The sequence below is a fragment of the Hyphomicrobium sp. 1Nfss2.1 genome, assembly GCF_965243865.1.
GTDB lineage: Bacteria > Pseudomonadota > Alphaproteobacteria > Rhizobiales > Hyphomicrobiaceae > Hyphomicrobium_A.
This window is the reverse complement of record NZ_OZ251603.1, coordinates 1,704,000-1,719,776: the sequence shown is the minus strand read 5'-3', so window position 1 is coordinate 1,719,776 and position 15,777 is coordinate 1,704,000. Positions and strand designations below refer to the sequence as shown.

14 protein-coding genes are annotated in these 15,777 nt (G+C 63.8%); 12 read left to right on the top strand and 2 right to left on the bottom strand.

Annotated features, from left to right (window positions below; all coding sequences use genetic code 11):
• Positions 1 to 52 precede the first annotated feature (52 nt).
• The 3 genes from ACP15D_RS08455 (at position 53) to ACP15D_RS08445 (ending at position 2,334) form a co-directional block, all read left to right on the top strand.
• Positions 53 to 925: a Crp/Fnr family transcriptional regulator gene (locus ACP15D_RS08455; RefSeq protein ID WP_424957090.1), complete on the top strand. Its 873-nt coding sequence runs from the start codon at positions 53 to 55 to the stop codon at positions 923 to 925.
• 50 nt (positions 926 to 975) lie between these two features.
• Positions 976 to 1,236 carry a hypothetical protein gene (locus ACP15D_RS08450; protein WP_424957089.1) on the top strand — a complete coding sequence of 87 codons (261 nt, stop codon included), beginning with the start codon at positions 976 to 978 and terminating at the stop codon, positions 1,234 to 1,236.
• A 165-nt stretch (positions 1,237 to 1,401) separates the two neighbouring features.
• On the top strand, positions 1,402 to 2,334 hold the full coding sequence (locus ACP15D_RS08445) for a calcium/sodium antiporter (protein WP_424957088.1): 933 nt from the start codon (positions 1,402 to 1,404) through the stop codon (positions 2,332 to 2,334).
• A gap of 40 nt (positions 2,335 to 2,374) precedes the next feature.
• Here the strand turns inward: ACP15D_RS08445 and ACP15D_RS08440 are convergent, their stop codons facing one another.
• Positions 2,375 to 3,334 carry a polysaccharide pyruvyl transferase family protein gene (locus tag ACP15D_RS08440; protein WP_424957087.1) on the bottom strand — a complete coding sequence of 320 codons (960 nt, stop codon included), beginning with the start codon at positions 3,332 to 3,334 and terminating at the stop codon, positions 2,375 to 2,377.
• An 821-nt stretch (positions 3,335 to 4,155) separates the two neighbouring features.
• Here ACP15D_RS08440 and ACP15D_RS08435 point away from each other — a divergent pair.
• From ACP15D_RS08435 to ACP15D_RS08410, 6 genes are all read left to right on the top strand, one after another.
• Complete coding sequence (locus ACP15D_RS08435; protein ID WP_424957086.1) at positions 4,156 to 4,653, top strand: hypothetical protein; 498 nt, start codon at positions 4,156 to 4,158, stop codon at positions 4,651 to 4,653.
• A gap of 180 nt (positions 4,654 to 4,833) precedes the next feature.
• Positions 4,834 to 7,380 (top strand): sensor domain-containing protein, encoded by a 2,547-nt coding sequence (locus ACP15D_RS08430; RefSeq protein WP_424957085.1) that lies wholly within the window; start codon positions 4,834 to 4,836, stop codon positions 7,378 to 7,380.
• Between the two features lie 106 nt (positions 7,381 to 7,486).
• Positions 7,487 to 8,560 (top strand): nicotinate-nucleotide--dimethylbenzimidazole phosphoribosyltransferase, encoded by a 1,074-nt coding sequence (gene cobT, locus ACP15D_RS08425; RefSeq protein WP_424957084.1) that lies wholly within the window; start codon positions 7,487 to 7,489, stop codon positions 8,558 to 8,560.
• Entirely contained in the window at positions 8,560 to 9,156 is a 597-nt protein-coding gene (locus ACP15D_RS08420) for a histidine phosphatase family protein (RefSeq protein ID WP_424957083.1), read from the top strand. The genes cobT and ACP15D_RS08420 overlap by 1 nt, the downstream gene beginning before the upstream one ends.
• A gap of 10 nt (positions 9,157 to 9,166) precedes the next feature.
• Complete coding sequence (gene cobS, locus ACP15D_RS08415) at positions 9,167 to 9,904, top strand: adenosylcobinamide-GDP ribazoletransferase (RefSeq protein WP_424957082.1); 738 nt, start codon at positions 9,167 to 9,169, stop codon at positions 9,902 to 9,904.
• A 56-nt stretch (positions 9,905 to 9,960) separates the two neighbouring features.
• On the top strand, positions 9,961 to 10,509 hold the full coding sequence (locus ACP15D_RS08410; RefSeq protein ID WP_424957081.1) for a hypothetical protein: 549 nt from the start codon (positions 9,961 to 9,963) through the stop codon (positions 10,507 to 10,509).
• 7 nt (positions 10,510 to 10,516) lie between these two features.
• Here ACP15D_RS08410 and cobU read toward each other — a convergent pair whose 3' ends face one another.
• Positions 10,517 to 11,026: a bifunctional adenosylcobinamide kinase/adenosylcobinamide-phosphate guanylyltransferase gene (cobU, locus tag ACP15D_RS08405; RefSeq protein WP_424957080.1), complete on the bottom strand. Its 510-nt coding sequence runs from the start codon at positions 11,024 to 11,026 to the stop codon at positions 10,517 to 10,519.
• A 158-nt stretch (positions 11,027 to 11,184) separates the two neighbouring features.
• Here cobU and ACP15D_RS08400 point away from each other — a divergent pair, with 158 nt between their 5' ends.
• The 3 genes from ACP15D_RS08400 to mgtA all read left to right on the top strand — a co-directional run bounded on the left by ACP15D_RS08400 (position 11,185) and on the right by mgtA (position 15,777).
• Positions 11,185 to 12,489, top strand: a complete 1,305-nt coding sequence (locus ACP15D_RS08400) for a cobyrinate a,c-diamide synthase (protein WP_424957079.1) — start codon at positions 11,185 to 11,187, stop codon at positions 12,487 to 12,489.
• The gene (bluB, locus tag ACP15D_RS08395) at positions 12,486 to 13,142 is read left to right on the top strand and encodes a 5,6-dimethylbenzimidazole synthase (RefSeq protein ID WP_424957078.1); all 657 of its coding nucleotides are present in this window, start codon (positions 12,486 to 12,488) and stop codon (positions 13,140 to 13,142) included. The genes ACP15D_RS08400 and bluB overlap by 4 nt, the downstream gene beginning before the upstream one ends.
• Positions 13,143 to 13,206: 64 nt before the next feature.
• Positions 13,207 to 15,777, top strand: coding sequence for a magnesium-translocating P-type ATPase (mgtA, locus tag ACP15D_RS08390; RefSeq protein ID WP_424957077.1), 2,571 nt, complete (start codon positions 13,207 to 13,209; stop codon positions 15,775 to 15,777).

Here is a 15,777-nt window from a genome sequence, read left to right as displayed (position 1 = left end):
GCTCCTACGAGTATGAAAGTTCGGTTTCGGGCGGACCGTAGTCGTGTGTCGAATGGCTGTATTCAGGCCCATCGGGCAGACGCGACCGGGAACCGTTATGGCGGGATGCGGGTTAAGTCTCACGACCAGCGGCGGCGATGTTGCCTGTCCCGCCAACGAGGACTTCAACCGCGCCGCCGCGGGCCGGGAGACTACAGCAAAGCAGATGCAGAGATCGACGCGCGAACCGCAGAACCGGCTGCTGCTGGCCCTGCCACGACGAGAGTATGATGAGTTGCGGCTCGATCTGGAAACGGTCGAGACCCGGTACAGAGAAGTTCTCGTCGATGACGAGGACACGCTGGAGCGGATCTATTTTCCCAATCGCGGCGTCATCTCGGTGCTCGGCGTCTACTCGGATGGCGCCACCTGCGAAATGGCGACCGTCGGCCGCGAGGGCATGACCGGCTTTCAAGAGATACTGGGTGCCCGCATCTCGACTGTGCGTCTTTTGACGCAGATCGAGGGCAACGCCATGCGGATGACGCGCAAGAAGTTCGACGCGGCGCTGGTCGAGTTCCCGGCCTTTCGCAAGCTGATGAATCTCTACCTGCAGGTGCTGCTCGATCAGGTGATGTTGTCGGGAGCATGCAACACGGCGCATTCGGTGAAGCAGCGGCTGGCGCGGTGGCTGCTGATGATGCTCGACCGACAGGACGGAGACGTGCTCGGGATCACCCAGGACCTGATCGCGGAGATGCTGTCGGTGCACAGGCCGACGGCGACAAAGGCGCTGCGGGTTTTGCAGAGCGCGGGTCTCGTCCGGGCGCGGCGGGGCGGCATCGAGATCGAGGATCGTGAAGGTCTGATGTCGGTTTCGTGCGAATGTTACCAGCTGAACCGGGCACGGACCGCGGCCCGACTGCCAAAAACGTATCCAGGGTAATCCAGATTACCGACGCGAAGCGCGCCGCCCCTTATGTCCTTAGAGACAATATGGGAGTGCGCATCGGAATGAACGTACGCAGGTTGGTTGAAGGCAGCTCCTTCACCTCTGAAACCCTCAGCGTCATCTTTCAAGCTTTCGACGAGGCGTGGGGCGGCGTGGCGGCCCAGTTTACCGATGATCCGCTGGATGCGCGGGAGAGGCTGGCCCATGCTGTGCTGCTCGTCGCCAGGGAAGATAGCCGCGATCCCGAGCAGCTCAAGGAAGAGGCGCTCAAAATCTTCATGCTGGCTGCCTCGCGTAACTATTAGGGCTGGCCTCAGCGCCTTTCATGCTCCGCTGCAATCGACGGTCGGGGCGGCTTTGCCCTCGCTGGGCCTCACTGGTGCTCGCTCCGGCCGCTGAACGACCTTGAATGTCGGCCGGCGGACCTGCAATTAGGGGGAGTGCTGCAGCAGGGGCAAGCGGGGTGAGCCGTGACCGACTATCTGACGCTTTTGGCGGGTGTGATCTGCGCGGGAGTAGGGGGTGAGCTGTTCGTGCGTGGCACGGTCGGTATCGCGGGCGCGTTGCGTATTTCTCCCGGTATCATCGCGGCGACGGTTGCTGCGTTTGCGACCTCCAGCCCCGAGCTCACCGTTTCGATTACGTCGGCGCTGCAGGGCACGCCTCAGATCGCGCTCGGCGATGCACTCGGCAGCAACGTCGTCAACGTGGCGCTGATCTTGGCGCTGGCCGTTCTGATTGTGCCAGTGAAGGTGCCGCGGGATATCATTCGACGGGATTTGCCAGTTGCGCTGCTCGTTTCGGTCATCGTGGCGGTGCTGCTGTTCGATGGAAGCCTTTCGCGCATCGATGGACTGGTTCTCATCGGGCTGTTCGCCGGGTGGCTGTTCGCGGTGATCGGCGAGGCGCGGCGTCAGCGGAGCGCCGCTGTCGAAGTGCTGGGTGAGCACAAGCCGGCGCGTGCCGTCATAGAGAGCGTCATCGGGCTTGCCTTTTTGATCGCGGCCGGCAAGCTGATCGTTTCGGGGGCGAGCAGCATTGCGGCCTCGTACGGCATCGAGCCGTTCATCATCGGCGCGACCATCGTCGCGCTGGGCACGTCGGTGCCGGAACTGGCGACGGCGATCATCTCGGGTGTGCGCGGGCATGAGGAGGTCGGCGTCGGCACCATCCTCGGCAGCAACATTTTCAATGGGTTGCTGATCGTCGGCACAGCAGCCAGCATCACGCCAATTCACATCGGCCTGATGGAGGTTGCGCCGGCGCTCGTACTAGGCACCGCGGCTGTGGCGCTGATCTTCCCGTTTGCCTCCGGGGTGATCGGGCGGTGGCGCGGCGTGCTGCTGCTGGGTGTTTACGCGGCGTACCTCGCCGTGATGGCGCAGTGGGGTGCCGCTGCCTAGGGCGGCGGCGTTGTCCCGGCTGCAAAGGGCGTGGCGAGTCTCAATTGGTTGCGTGCTGAGACGTCGCTGCAATGGGCACGCGAAGTGTAGTGGGGGCCATAGCGTCTCTGATGCGGCGCGTGATCTGCGCGAAGAGTGGCGCGCGCTGTTCGAGTGGGAAAGTGGTGCCCACTTCGTAGATCGAGCCAGGACCAATAACGGCGCTTCCGACGGACTGGGCAGTCACGCAGCGGCTGTCGTAGCCGAATAGAAGGGAAGGGACGCCAAATGCTTGGGCAAGCGCGGCGGCGTGAACCCGGTTGGTCACAACGTGGCTATATCGAGGAATGACATCCACCAGCTGGCGGAAGCTGGCAATCCCAAGCCGCCCCTTTATTTCGAGGGTGTGATACGGCTCGTAGTCGGCATCGTCGTCGTCCGCCCACAGGAACAGATCATATCCTTCGCGGATTTTCGACAGCACCAGTTCATCCCATTCATCGAGAGTGTCTTTCGAAAAGTAGCTGCGAAGAAAGTGCGTTGTTGGTGGTGTGGCGATGACCATTCCACGGTTACGTGCTCGTTCTCGATACAGTGGGCGGGCTCCAACTGTATTCTGGCTCGGCATTAGGGCAACCGGAACGAAGAACGTGGGATCGGGCATATGCGCGGCGTCGATGCCTCGCCTGTTCAGGAGTTCGAGCGCGACGTTGTCCCTGACGATGAGTAGATCGAAGTGACTGAAGACGTCGGACACACAACCGGCAACGAATTCTTCGTCTGTCATCCTATGCTTCAAGCTGGGCAGCAAGCAGGACCCGGCTCCAAGAACGATCTTAATTGCGCGCGGATATCGATCAACGATCTCTGCTAGCCAACGCAGTTTTTCGGAGCTTGCGGCTTGGTCCCAGAACCACGGTGCGCCGGCGACGACAATCGCATCTATCGTGCCGTACTCGCGCAGTGCCTGATCTGTCGGCCTCCGCGACAAGCTTAGCGAGGCCTCTGCGGCGACTGCCATACTATTCGCGATGCAGTGGCGGGCTCCCACATAGACGTATCCGTCTCCGGGGTTCGCGAAGCCCTCATGAACATAGAGGACATTGACAGGGGGCTGCCCGGTAGCAGTCTGAGGCTCTTGGACGACTTCCAATTATGTTCCTCGACGGAAAGAACCGCTCGATCAGGTGATCGCCACACCGCGTGAAACGATGTCGGCGCATTGCAGTATCGCCGAAGTGACGCGGCATGCAACCCTTGGTTGCAGCATGGTGTTGATTGTTGACCGACTGGTGCGGGTATTGATGCCGTTGCGCCGCTTAGTCAGCACGTGCCGTTCACGGAAGTGAGCTTTGCCTTGCCGGTTCTGGATTGGTCTCGAGGTGCTGCCGGGCCATCGCATGTGCGGAGCAAGAATCGCGCACGGCTCGTTGTAGCCGAGGCGGCCATAATGGCAGCCGTGCAGCTGAAAGCCGACACCGATCTTTGCGTGTTGACGCAGGAAAGTGGTGGAGACCTATCGTGGCTGTATCGACTGTGTGGGGCTGCCCGGGAGAGGCCCCAGAATGATTCCGTCCGAAGGAGGGATCAGCAGGAAGCGCGTTACGTCACGGCGTAAGTTTCAACGCGCAGCTCGTTCGTGGTGGGCGGGGGGCGAGACGCCTCGTTCGCTTTCCGTCGGTCGAGCGTAAAACTTGGTGCGATTTGTCGTGCGCGCGTTTCATTCCTGGAATTGGTTGACGCCCTAGACCGGCATGCCCGTCGCTGCCGCGCGTTGCGTGGCAAAGCGGGGTTTGCATCAGCGCGAGCCAGACGGCGTTGCGCAGCATCGCGAGGACATCAATGGCTGACAAATCGAGTTTCACGCCCGAGGAATGGAAGCTTGTTCTCTCCAGCCCCATGCTGGCGGGCTTGGCGGTCACCATGGCGGAGCCAAGCGGTATCTGGGGGATGTTGAAGGAGAGCATGGCCAGTGCAAACGCGGTGGTCACGGCGGGCAAGGCGGAGAACGCCAGCCCGCTGATGAAGGCGCTGCTGGCAGACATGGAAACATCGGAGGGGCGGACGGCGGCTCGGGATGAGATCACGGCCGGCCTGAAGGGAAAGTCGCCAGCTGAAATCAAGATGATGGTGATCACAAAGCTGACCCAGGCCGGGAAGGTGCTGGACGCCAAGGCGCCGGCCGACGCCGCCGCTTTCAAGACGTGGCTGAAGTACGTGGCGGATCAGGTGGCTGAATCGGCTTCCGAGGGCGGGTTGCTGGGCTTCGGAGGCACCCGGGTAACCGACTCCGAGAAGGCGACGATTGCCGAAGTCGGACGGGCGCTGAACGTGGCGTAAGGGCCACGCGCGGCCATGGGGCCATCGTAGCGGTGCCAGCGCAACTCAGTCAGGGTCGATCCAGGTCGACCCTTTCTACTCGGAATGAGCCATTTTTCACGGGGCTCAGCGGCATAGAGACAACAATGAGTTAAGTATTGGCGGGTCTAATTGGCGCACCAGCAGACCCGGAGCGTCGGTGTGCTATCGAAATACGTGGGGGAGTGGCGCTCATTCCTGCGCCAAACAAAAGATAAAGGACTGCCGCAGGTGGAGTACTCACTTGCAGGCAACGGTGCGTCGCCTCCGTACCCCGACAGAGTTCCGCTTGCCGACCGACGCGCGGGATATCAGCAGGCCCTCGAAGAGCACTTCTGTATCACTGTGACGGATGCGGCCGGAAGGTTGCTGGAAGTCAACGACCGTTTTTGTGACGTCATGGGGTATGTCGAGGCAGAGCTGCTTGGGCAGCACTACGAGTTATTGAGTTGCGGCTGGGCCGACGGCAGCCTCGAGACGATGTGGGCGGCGGTCCAGGCCGGCAGGACGTGGCGCGGGCAACTGCGCGACCGCGGCAAATCGGGCAAGGAACACTGGTTTGAGTCGATTGTCATCCCGCGTTTCAACGGCGACGGGAAGATAGAGCAGTTCATTACTATCAGCACGGACATCACCGGCATTCGCGAGCAGGCGGGAACCCTGCACGCGATGATCGAATACTTTCCTGGCGGCTTGGCGCTGATCGACCGCGACTTCGTGGTGATCGCGACGAACAAACTCTATCGCACGCTGCTGGATATCCCCGAGGAGCTGTTTGCGAACCCGCCCGTAAAGCTGGAAGATCTCGTCCGCTTTCGCGCCGGGCGCGGGGACTATGGGCCGCTTCCCGTCGAGGAAGCCGTGGCGCAACGTATGCGCACCCTGTTGAGCCCGGTTCCCATTACGACAGAAAGAAACGAGCAGACGGGAAGGACATTGGAAATCCGCTGCGTGCCGGTGGAAGGGGGTGGCCATCTCAATGCGTACCTCGACGTCACCGATCGACGGCGCGTCGAAAGCGAGTTGAAGCGCGTCAATTCTACGCTGCAGGCGTTCATCAAGCACGCACCTGCGGCTGTGGCGATGTTCGATACGGATATGCGCTACATCGCTTATACGGACCGGTGGCTGCTCGACTACAATCTGCATGATCAATCGCTCATTGGGCGCAGTCATTACGACGTGTTCCCGGAAGTTCCCGATCACTGGAAGGCGAAGCACAAGCGCATCCTCGCCGGGGCAACGGAGAGCTCCCCCGAAGAAGTATTCAATCGGGCGGACGGGTCGACGAACGTCATTCGCTGGGAGGTGCGGCCGTGGCATCTCGCCGACAACAGCATCGGCGGCATGATGATGCTGACCGAGGAGATTTCCGAGCGGAAGAGGCTAGAGCGCGAGCTGTGGAAGCTTGCCAAAGAGGACAGCCTGACGCGCCTACCCAACCGGCTGCAGTTTCACGAGCAGCTCGAAGCGATGCTCGACAAGGCGCGGAAGGAAGGTACCCGCTTTGCGGTCGGCCTTATCGATGTCGACCGCTTCAAGGAAACGAACGACATTCTCGGGCACTCTGCGGGCGACGAGCTGCTCAAAGAAGTCGGTATAAGATTGCAAACCGCGCTGGCGCCCTATGGACGCGTTGCGCGCATCGGCGGCGATGAGTTCGCGGTCCTCATCGAGACGAGCGGCTCGTCGGGTGCGCTGAGCGGAGCAATCGATGCGATGTTCGGCGCGCTGCGCCCGCCCATCCTCGTCGCGGGCGTGCAGCACCGCTGCACCATCAGCCTGGGCATCAGCCTTTATCCCAGCGATGCGACAGGTGCCGGTGAGCTTCTCAAGAACGCCGACCTGGCGCTCTATCGCGCTAAGGACCTCGGACGCGATAGGTTTCAATTCTTCGTTCCGGAGATGCGCGCCTCTTTCGAGCGCGCGTACCAGCTGCATCGCGACATTCAGCGGGCTCTGCACGGAGGCGAGCTAGAGCTCTTCTATCAGCCAATTCTGTCGCTCGACAACCACAGGCCGGTCAGCTTCGAAGCGCTGTTGCGCTGGAACGACCCGAAGCGAGGGCTTTTAGCGCCGGCGGAATTCGAGAGCATATTCGATGATCCGAAGTCGGCCGCGGACGTGGGCAAATGGGTGGTCGACCAGGCAGTGCGGCAAGCTGCATGCTGGGTCGATCGCGGCGTCGAGTTCGATCGCATTGCGGTGAACGTGACGTCGGCGGACTTCGCGCTCGGCAAGTTTTCGGATTACGTTCGCACGCGCTTGCGTGAGGCAGGTGTCGGGCCCGAGCGCCTATGCATCGAGGTGACGGAGCGCGTTTTCCTTGAACGCAGCGGGGGTGGCGTGGCAAGCGCGCTCCAGTCGCTGCATGACATCGGCGTGGAAATCGCGCTCGATGATTTCGGGACCGGGTTTGCCTCGCTGTCGCATCTGAAGAAGCTCCCCATAGACCGATTGAAGGTCGATCGCTCCTTCGTGCGCGATATGGAGACCAACTCCGACAACATGGCGATCGTGCGCACGATCGCGCACTTGGGGCAGAGCCTCGGCATCAAGGTGACAGTGGAAGGCGTAGAGACGCGCACGCAGATGACGCTGCTGCGTGCCATGGGTTGTGGCACGATGCAGGGGTATCTCTTCGCCAAACCGATGCGCAGCTGCCAAGTGCCCCACTTTCTAGACAACGACCGTGCGCTGATCGCCTGATCGGACTTCCGAACAGATTTGATGGGGATCGCGGGCGGCTGCAACGCCCGCGACTTGACGAACGCTGCGGCGTGACCATTCTGCCGGCCGAGTGACAGATGGAGTGATGCAATTGGGCACGGACTACGCGTGGATCAGGGTAGAGTGCCCGAGGCCCTCGGCGTCGCACCACGCAGCGGCGGAACAGCGGCAGAAGGTTTTGACGAAGCCGCCGGGGTCGCTGGGAATTCTCGAAACATTGGCTGTACGGCTTGCGGCGATGCAAGGGCGTGATCGGCCACGCGCTGACGTTGCGCGGATCGTGCTGTTTGCCGGCGACCATGGCGTCACAGCGCAGGGGATCTCGGCCTATCCGTCCGCGGTGACTGTGGAGATGTTGCGCAATTTCGCGCGTGGCGGCGCGGCAATCGCGGTGCTGGCACGCGAACTTAACGCGAGCCTCGATGTGGTCGACGTCGGCACGCTGGCGCCGAGCGAGATGGAAGGTGTCGTTGCCGACAAGACGCGGCGCGGGACGCGCGATTTCGCCATCGAGCCGGCGATGACGCAGGGCGAGCTCGATGCTGCGCTGGCCGCCGGGCGGAGGGCCGTCGCGCGCGCCATCGCACCGGGCGCTGATGTCGTGATCCTCGGGGAGATGGGGATCGGCAACACGACTTCCGCGGCTGCGGTTGCGGCTGCCGTTATCGGTGTGCGTGCGTCGGACATCGTCGGCGCGGGTACTGGCCTCGATGCCGAAGGCGTCAATCACAAGGCTCGTGTCATCGAAGCGGCGCTGGCCCTGCATGACCTCGACGGCGCGCCGGTAGATGCGATGCAGGCTCTCATCGCAGTCGGCGGGTTCGAGATCGCGGCGCTGGCTGGCGCAATGATCGCATCGGCGCAGGCTGGTGTTCCGGTGCTGGTCGATGGTTTCATCGTGACGGCGGCGGCATTGGCAGCCGTGCGGATCAATCCGTCGTGTGCACCCTGGCTCATCTATTCGCATCGATCGATGGAGCGCGGGCATCGGCTGCTGCTTGATGCGCTGGAGGCAGAGCCGATCCTCGACCTGAAGCTTAGGTTAGGAGAAGGCTCGGGCGCGGCGGTGGCGTTGCCGTTGTTGCGGCTCGCCTGTGCGCTGCATTCGGGAATGGCGACGTTCGATGAAGCGCAGATATCCGGTCCGGGCGAACTGTGATGCTCATCGATCTCATTCGCCACGGGGAGACCGTGCTGCCCGGCCATCTTCTTGGCCACACCGATGCTGCGCTGGCAGATACGGGCTGGGTGCAGTTCGAGCGCCAAACCGAAAGGCGTTCGTTCGACGCGGTCGTTGCGTCGCCGTTGAAGCGGGCGCGTCTTGCCGCGGAGGCGGTGGCGGCCGAGCGCGGCGTTCCGTTTTGTGCCGATGCCGACTGGAGCGAGCTCGATTTCGGCGCGTGGGATGGCCGTGCGCTGTCGGATCTCAACGCAGAGGAGGCGACGGCGACAGCACTGGCGGCGATCTACACATCTGCGGACGCTGACGGCGCGCCGGAGGGCGAGAGCTGGCGCGATCTGGAAAGGCGCGTTACCCGGGCGATTGACCGGCTGCTGGCATTCGGCGCAGACTCGCGCGTGCTCGTCAGCTCACACGCCGGTCCGATGCGTGCCGCGCTTGCCGTTGCCTGCGGGTTGCCGTTCGCAGCGCTGTGGGCATTGCGCATCGACTATGGCACGCGGCTTACTTTGCGGGTCGGACGGGATGATGGCGGTGCGCTGTGGGGTGAGGTGATCGAAATCGTGCAGCCATGAGCATACAGCCATGAGCATCCCGGGACACATCCGCTCGTTCTCTCACGCGCTGCAGTTCCTGACGCGGCTGCCGGCGCCGCCGATCGCGGTGTTCGACCCGGCGGAGCTTTCGCGCGCGTCGATCTGGTTTCCGATCGTCGGCGCAATCGTAGGGGTGCTGGTCGGCGGGGCCTTGTGGCTCGGCGGGATGGCGTCGCCGTGGATCGGAGCGGTGCTGGCGTTGACGGCCTGGGTGCTGGTCACGGGCGGGCTGCACCTCGATGGGCTCGGTGACGTGGCGGATGCCCTCGGCGCCTCGCATCGCTCGCCGGACCGGTTCTTGGAGATTTTGCGCGATCCGCACGTGGGCGCCTTTGGCGTGATGGCGATCTCGATGCAGCTTATGTTCAAGCTGGTGCTTCTGGCCGGCATCGCCGCGATCCCGGCCATCCTTCCGCTGATGCTGATTGCCGCGTGGGCGCGGCTGGGGCCGGCGGTATGGGCCCTTGCGGTGCCACCACTGGCGTCCGGATCGGGTGAGCGGTTTGCCAAACAGCTCGATCCGCGGATGGTGGCGGTCCAGGCGGCAGTGCTGGCGCTGCTGAGCGTGTGGCTGGCGCCGGTGCTGCTGAGCGCGGTGCTGGTTCTGCCGGGGATTGCGCTCTACTGGCGCTATCGGCTGGGGGGCGTGACCGGCGACTGCCTCGGGGCGGGCGTCGAAGTGTCCGAGACGATCTTGCTGCTTCTCTTCGCTGCTCGAATGGCATAGCTTCCGGCCAAGCTGGCCGCGGGCCACGAGAACTTTCTGGGATAGGGGATCGGGAAATGGAATCTTCCGTCAAAGGCGCCGGGCGCCGCCTGTTGTGGATCGGCCTGCTGACGGCCGCGACGCTGATGATGACCGGCGTTTTTGCCTGTGCGGTGCCGTTCGCGGCGCTGGCAGCGCTTGCGGCGTTCGATACGGAGCGCAACGACGGGTTGCTGCTGATCGGCGCAGTGTGGCTGGCGAACCAGGCCTACGGCTTCCTGGTTCTGGGCTATCCGCATGAGGCACAGGCCTATGCCTGGGGCGTGACGATGGGCATCGGCGCTGTGATCGCATACTATGCGGCGCGCGCGGCCATCTCGATGATTGCCCCGCAGAACAAGCTCGTTGCCGTCCTCGCAGCACTGCCGATCGCGTTCGCCGCCTACGAAGCGGTGATCTACGCCGGCACTCTGTTCCTGAGCCGTGGTGAGGGCGCCTTCAACACGGACGTCGTTCTTTACGTCGGTATGGTCGAGGTGGTGGCGTTCCTGGCGCTGCTCGTCGCGCACCGTCTGGCGGTGGCTGCCGGGCTCGTTGCTCCGAACGCAGTCGAAGGCGCTGCCTGAGGCGCGTCTACTTCAAGTTCAGCGGCAGGCCGGCCGCCATGAAGACAACGCGGTCGGCCGCCGCAGCTACCTTCTGATTGAGGCGCCCTTGCGCGTCGCGGAAGGCTCGCCCGAGCGGGGTCTCGGGCACCAACCCCAGACCAACCTCGTTGGAGACGGCGACAATCGGCCCGGGGGCAGCGGAGAGCGCGGCCACCAGGTTGGCGGTCTCAGCTTCGACATCGCGCTCCGCCAGCATCGTATTGCTGAGCCAGAGTGTCAGGCAATCGATCAGACTGGGCCCCTGGAGCGTGGGGATCGTCGCGGCGAGCGCCAGCGGGGCGTCGAGCGCCTGCCAGCGATCATCGCGGCGGGCGCGATGGTGCGCGATGCGATCGCGCATTTCATCGTCGAAGGCCTCGGCGGTCGCTACGTAGGTCCACGGCGGCGGGGCGCGCATCAAGAGCTCCTCGGCATAACGGCTTTTGCCGGATCGGGCTCCTCCGAGGACGAGGGTGAGGCGCGGCAGGTTGGACATTGTGCTGCTCGAAGATAGGCCGGATGGCTAATCTGGTTGACGGGGGAAGGCGCCAGCTCTTATCAAACCGGCGCCTCCTCCCGGCAAGGGAAAAGAGACATTTTGTTGCGATGTCCGTGGTTTAGCTCGCGGCGTCGTGCCCCCAAAAGGAAATGGTCATGCGCGTAGCCCCCCGCGGTCTGATCATCGCGGCTCCCGCTTCGGGGGCGGGGAAGACGACGCTGACGCTCGGGCTGTTGCGGGCGCTGAAGCGCCGGGGCGTCGCCGTGCAGCCGTTCAAGTGCGGTCCCGATTACATCGACACGGCGTTTCATTCCGTGGCCGCAGGCAGGGCCAGCATCAATCTCGATACCTGGGCGATGCGGCGCGAGCTGATTTCCGAGCTCGTGCGCGGGCAGGGCGATGCGGACATTTGCATCTGCGAGGGCGTGATGGGGCTCTACGACGGTGCCGGCGCAGAAGGCGTGTCGGGGCGCGGTGCAACGGCAGATCTTGCGGCGTTGACGGGCTGGCCGGTGGTTCTGGTGCTCGACGTACGGGCGCAAGCGGAGACCGCGGCGGCGGTGGCGCTGGGACTAATCAGCTACCGTAAAGACGTTTCGTTTGCCGGGGTCATTCTCAATCGCGTCGGCAGTGCCAATCATGCTCGGCTGGTGGCGGAGCCGATGCAGCGTATCGGCCTATCGGTTTTGGGGGCGATGGAGCGGCGGGCGGACGTCTCGCTGCCAGAGCGGCACCTGGGGCTCGTGCAGGCCGGCGAGACGGCAGCGCTCGATGCGCGGCTTGATGCGTTGGCCGACATGGTAGAGGCCGGAATCGACGTCGATGCGCTGATGGAGTGCGCGGCTCCGTTGACGCTCGATGAGCCGGCGGGTGTTCGCGGCATCGCTCCGCCGGGGCAGCGTATTGCCCTGGCGCGCGATGAGGCTTTCTCGTTCGTCTATTCGCATGTCCTGACAGGCTGGCGGCAGGCAGGTGCGGAGGTCATCCCGTTCTCGCCACTCGCTGATGAAGCGCCGCGTGGCGACTGCGATGCGGTCTGGCTTCCGGGCGGCTATCCGGAACTGCACGCTGGCAGGATTGCGGCAGCGGGCCGGTTCCGGGCAGGGATGGCGGACATGGCGCAACGCGGGGTGCCGATCCACGGCGAGTGCGGTGGATACATGGTTCTGGGCACAGGGCTCGAGGACAAGCAGTGCGTGCGGCATGCCATGCTGGGATTGCTCGGCGTCGAGACCTCGTTCGCGCAGCCGCGCATGCATCTCGGCTACAGGCGTGCGCGGGTGCTGCACTCGGGCCAAGAGCTGGTGGGGCACGAGTTCCATTTCTCCAGTGTGATTGCCAATGCGGACGCCCCGCTCGCCGATGTCTATGATGCTGCCGGCAACGCGGTGGCCGAGCGCGGCTCGCGGCGCGGGTGCGTCACGGGCACGTTCTTTCACGTTATCGATGGCGCAGCATGACAGATCGATCTGAATGCCGGCCGCCGCAGTTCGATGAGGCTTTTGCGCGGGCGCTCGAAGAACTCATCTATTGGCGCCGTGACGTGCGGCGCTTCAAGCCCGATCCTGTCGATGATGCGTTGGTGCTGTCTCTGATCGAGCTGGCGGCGCACGCACCTTCGGTCGGGCTCAGTCAGCCGTGGCGGTTCGTGTTCGTCAAAGACGCCGATCGGCGGGCAATGGTGCGGGCGTCGTTCGAGCGTGCGAACGCGGATGCACTGGCGACGTATGCGGGTGAACGGCGCGGCCTCTATGCCAAACTGAAGCTCGAAGGGCTGCAAGTGGCGCCTGTGCAGCTCGCGGTTTTTGCGGACGTCGAGACGGATGTCGGCGGGCGGCTCGGCACGCGCACGATGCCGGAAACGCTGTGCTACTCGGTTGTGGGAGCCGTTCAGACGCTGTGGCTTGCGGCGCGCGCGCGCGGACTCGGTGTCGGGTGGGTGTCGATCCTGGAGCCCGACGTCGTCACCGAGGCGATGGACGTTCCGGACACTTGGCGGCTGGTCGCATACCTATGTCTCGGCTGGCCGGCGGAGGAGCACCTCGATCCGGAACTCGAGCGGCACGGATGGCAGCAGCGTATCGATGTGGGGCCGCTGATCGTTCGGCGTTGAGCTATGACAAGGGCTTCGCGCGTGCTTTGAGGATATCGTGTCGGCTTGATGGCAGCGTGGGCCAATGACGATGCAACCGCAGGATATTGTACCGCGCGCGCCATCTTACTGGGCGTCGAGTGCGGCTGATCTTCTGGTGGCGTACGCCTCGACGAAGGATGGCCTTACGCAGGATGAGGCTGAGCGCCGGCTAGAGAAGGTTGGCGAGAATCGTATCGTCGCGCAGCGCGAGAAGGGTGTGCTGAGGCTGCTGTTGCGGCAGTATCAGAGCCCGCTGGTGCTTATCTTGATATTCGGCGCGTGCGTGTCACTGGCCTTGGGGCAGTGGACCGATGCCAGCATCATCCTGGCGATCGTGCTCGGCTCGACGCTGTTGGGATTTGCGCAGGAGTACCGCGCATCGGCGGCGCTGAAGCAATTGCGCGGCCGGCTCGCCTTGCGCGTGAAGGTGATGCGCGACGGGGAGGTGCGCAGCGTCGAAGCAGAAAAGATCGTGCCGGGCGATGTGCTGGTGCTGTCGGCGGGAAATCTCGTTCCCGCAGACGGGCTGGTGCTTGAAGCGCGCGACTTTCTCGTTTCGCAGGCGGCGCTCACGGGAGAATCGTTTCCAGTCGAGAAGACCGTCGGCACGTGCGCGGCGGAGGCGACGCTGCCGGAGCGCTTCAACACGGTGTTCCTCGGGTCATCGGTGCGCAGCGGTACGGCGCGCGTGCTGGTGACGTGCACGGGGGCCGAAACGCAGTTTTCAGACATTGCCAAACGGCTGGCCGGCGCGGAGCCGGTGACCGACTTTGAACGCGGGGTGCGCCGCTTCGGCTACATGCTGACGCGCATCATGATGGGGATCGTCATCTTCGTCATTGCGGTGAACCTCTATTTCGATCGCCCGCTGGTGTCGTCACTGCTGTTTGCGGTGGCACTCGCGGTGGGACTGACGCCGGAGCTGCTGCCGGCCATCGTCAGCGTGACGCTGTCAGCGGGTGCGCGGCAGATGAGCCAACGCGGCGTCATCGTGCGGCGGCTGGAGGCGATCGAGAACCTCGGCAGCATGGATGTGCTGTGCACCGACAAGACGGGCACGCTGACGCGCGGCGTGGTGGAGCTGTCGGGATGCCTCGACGCAGCGGGGAATCCGGCGGACCAGGTTTTTCGCTACGCGGCGATCAACTCGAACCTCGAGACCGGCATCGAGAATCCGCTCGACGAGGCAATTGTGCGCGAGACGACGCGCCGGGGCGTCAGCGTCGATGGCTTGCGCAAGATCGACGAGATTCCCTACGACTTCGTGCGCAAGCGGCTGACCATCGTGGTGGACGACGGCGCGGGCGGCGGACAGCACCTGATGGTGACGAAGGGTGCGTTCGACAACGTGCTGGCGTGCTGCTCGGTGCTGGGCAGTGTGGGGGTGGGGAAGCCGCTGGATGGTGCGGCCACCACCCGGCTGCGTGCGATCTACGAGGCGCACGGGGCTGAGGGGTATCGGGTGCTTGGCGTCGCCAGCCGGCGAATGCCGGCGAAGGCGCAGTATACGCGCGGCGATGAGAGCGGCATGTCGTTCGAGGGGTTCTTGCTGTTCTTCGACCCGCTGAAGGACGGCATCGAGGATACGCTAGGCGAGCTGGCTCAGCTGGGCATAGCGGTGAAAATCATTACCGGCGACAACCGGCACGTCGCCGCGCACGTTGCCCAGTCGATCAAGCTCGATGGCGCCCGCGTGCTGACAGGCGCGGAGCTGCATGAGGCGAGCGATGAGGCTCTATGGCATCTGGCGGAGACGACCGACGTTTTTGCCGAGCTCGACCCGCAGCAGAAGGAACGCGTGGTGCGCGCGCTGCAGCATCGCGGGCATTCGGTGGGCTACATGGGCGACGGCATCAACGATGCGCCGGCGATGCATGTGGCGGATGTCGGCATTTCCGTCGATCAGGCGGTCGACGTGGCGCGGGAAAGCGCAGACATCATCCTGCTGCAGCAGGATCTGAACGTGCTGAAGGACGGCATCGTCGATGGGCGGCGCACATTCGCCAATACGTTCAAGTATGTCGCTATCGCGGTCAGCTCGAACTTCGGCAACATGATCAGCATGGCGCTGGGGACGTTGCTGGTGCCGTTCCTGCCGCTGCTGGCGAAGCAGATACTGCTCAACAACTTCCTTGCCGATTTTCCGGCGGTCGCGATTGCCAGCGACAACGTGGATGCGCAGTCGGTCGAGCGGGCGCAGCGTTGGGTGATTGCCAGCGTTCAGCGCTTCATGGTGGTGTTCGGGCTGTCGAGCACGCTGTTCGACCTCGTCACCTTCTGGCTGCTTCTCAGCGTCTATCACGCGGGCGAAGCGCTATTCCATACAACATGGTTCGTCGTGTCGCTGCTGACGCAGCTCTCGGCGCTTTTGATCCTGCGGACGCATCTGCCGGCCTGGAAGAGCCGACCGAGTCAGCTGCTGGCGATGACGGCGGCGATTGTTGCGGTGATCGCGCTGGCGCTGCCGTACGTGTGGTTTGCGGGCGATCTCGGCTTCGTACCCCTGCCGTTTCACTTGGTGCTCGGCGGGTTTGGTATCGTTGCCGTCTACGCGGTGTTCATCGAGGTGGCGAAGCGCTGGTTCTATGCACGGCTGGCGCAGCGCCAGAGGTGA

What these genes read in the sequence shown, in the direction of transcription:
- ACP15D_RS08455 (WP_424957090.1), top strand. Translation starts at nt 53, where the DNA reads ATGGCTGTATTCAGGCCCATCGGGCAGACGCGACCGGGAACCGTTATG.
- ACP15D_RS08450 (WP_424957089.1), top strand. Translation starts at nt 976, where the DNA reads ATGGGAGTGCGCATCGGAATGAACGTACGCAGGTTGGTTGAAGGCAGC.
- ACP15D_RS08440 (WP_424957087.1), bottom strand. Translation starts at nt 3,334, where the DNA reads ATGGCAGTCGCCGCAGAGGCCTCGCTAAGCTTGTCGCGGAGGCCGACA.
- ACP15D_RS08435 (WP_424957086.1), top strand. Translation starts at nt 4,156, where the DNA reads ATGGCTGACAAATCGAGTTTCACGCCCGAGGAATGGAAGCTTGTTCTC.
- cobT (WP_424957084.1), top strand. Translation starts at nt 7,487, where the DNA reads ATGCAATTGGGCACGGACTACGCGTGGATCAGGGTAGAGTGCCCGAGG.
- ACP15D_RS08420 (WP_424957083.1), top strand. Translation starts at nt 8,560, where the DNA reads ATGCTCATCGATCTCATTCGCCACGGGGAGACCGTGCTGCCCGGCCAT.
- cobS (WP_424957082.1), top strand. Translation starts at nt 9,167, where the DNA reads ATGAGCATCCCGGGACACATCCGCTCGTTCTCTCACGCGCTGCAGTTC.
- ACP15D_RS08410 (WP_424957081.1), top strand. Translation starts at nt 9,961, where the DNA reads ATGGAATCTTCCGTCAAAGGCGCCGGGCGCCGCCTGTTGTGGATCGGC.
- cobU (WP_424957080.1), bottom strand. Translation starts at nt 11,026, where the DNA reads ATGTCCAACCTGCCGCGCCTCACCCTCGTCCTCGGAGGAGCCCGATCC.
- ACP15D_RS08400 (WP_424957079.1), top strand. Translation starts at nt 11,185, where the DNA reads ATGCGCGTAGCCCCCCGCGGTCTGATCATCGCGGCTCCCGCTTCGGGG.
- bluB (WP_424957078.1), top strand. Translation starts at nt 12,486, where the DNA reads ATGACAGATCGATCTGAATGCCGGCCGCCGCAGTTCGATGAGGCTTTT.
- mgtA (WP_424957077.1), top strand. Translation starts at nt 13,207, where the DNA reads ATGACGATGCAACCGCAGGATATTGTACCGCGCGCGCCATCTTACTGG.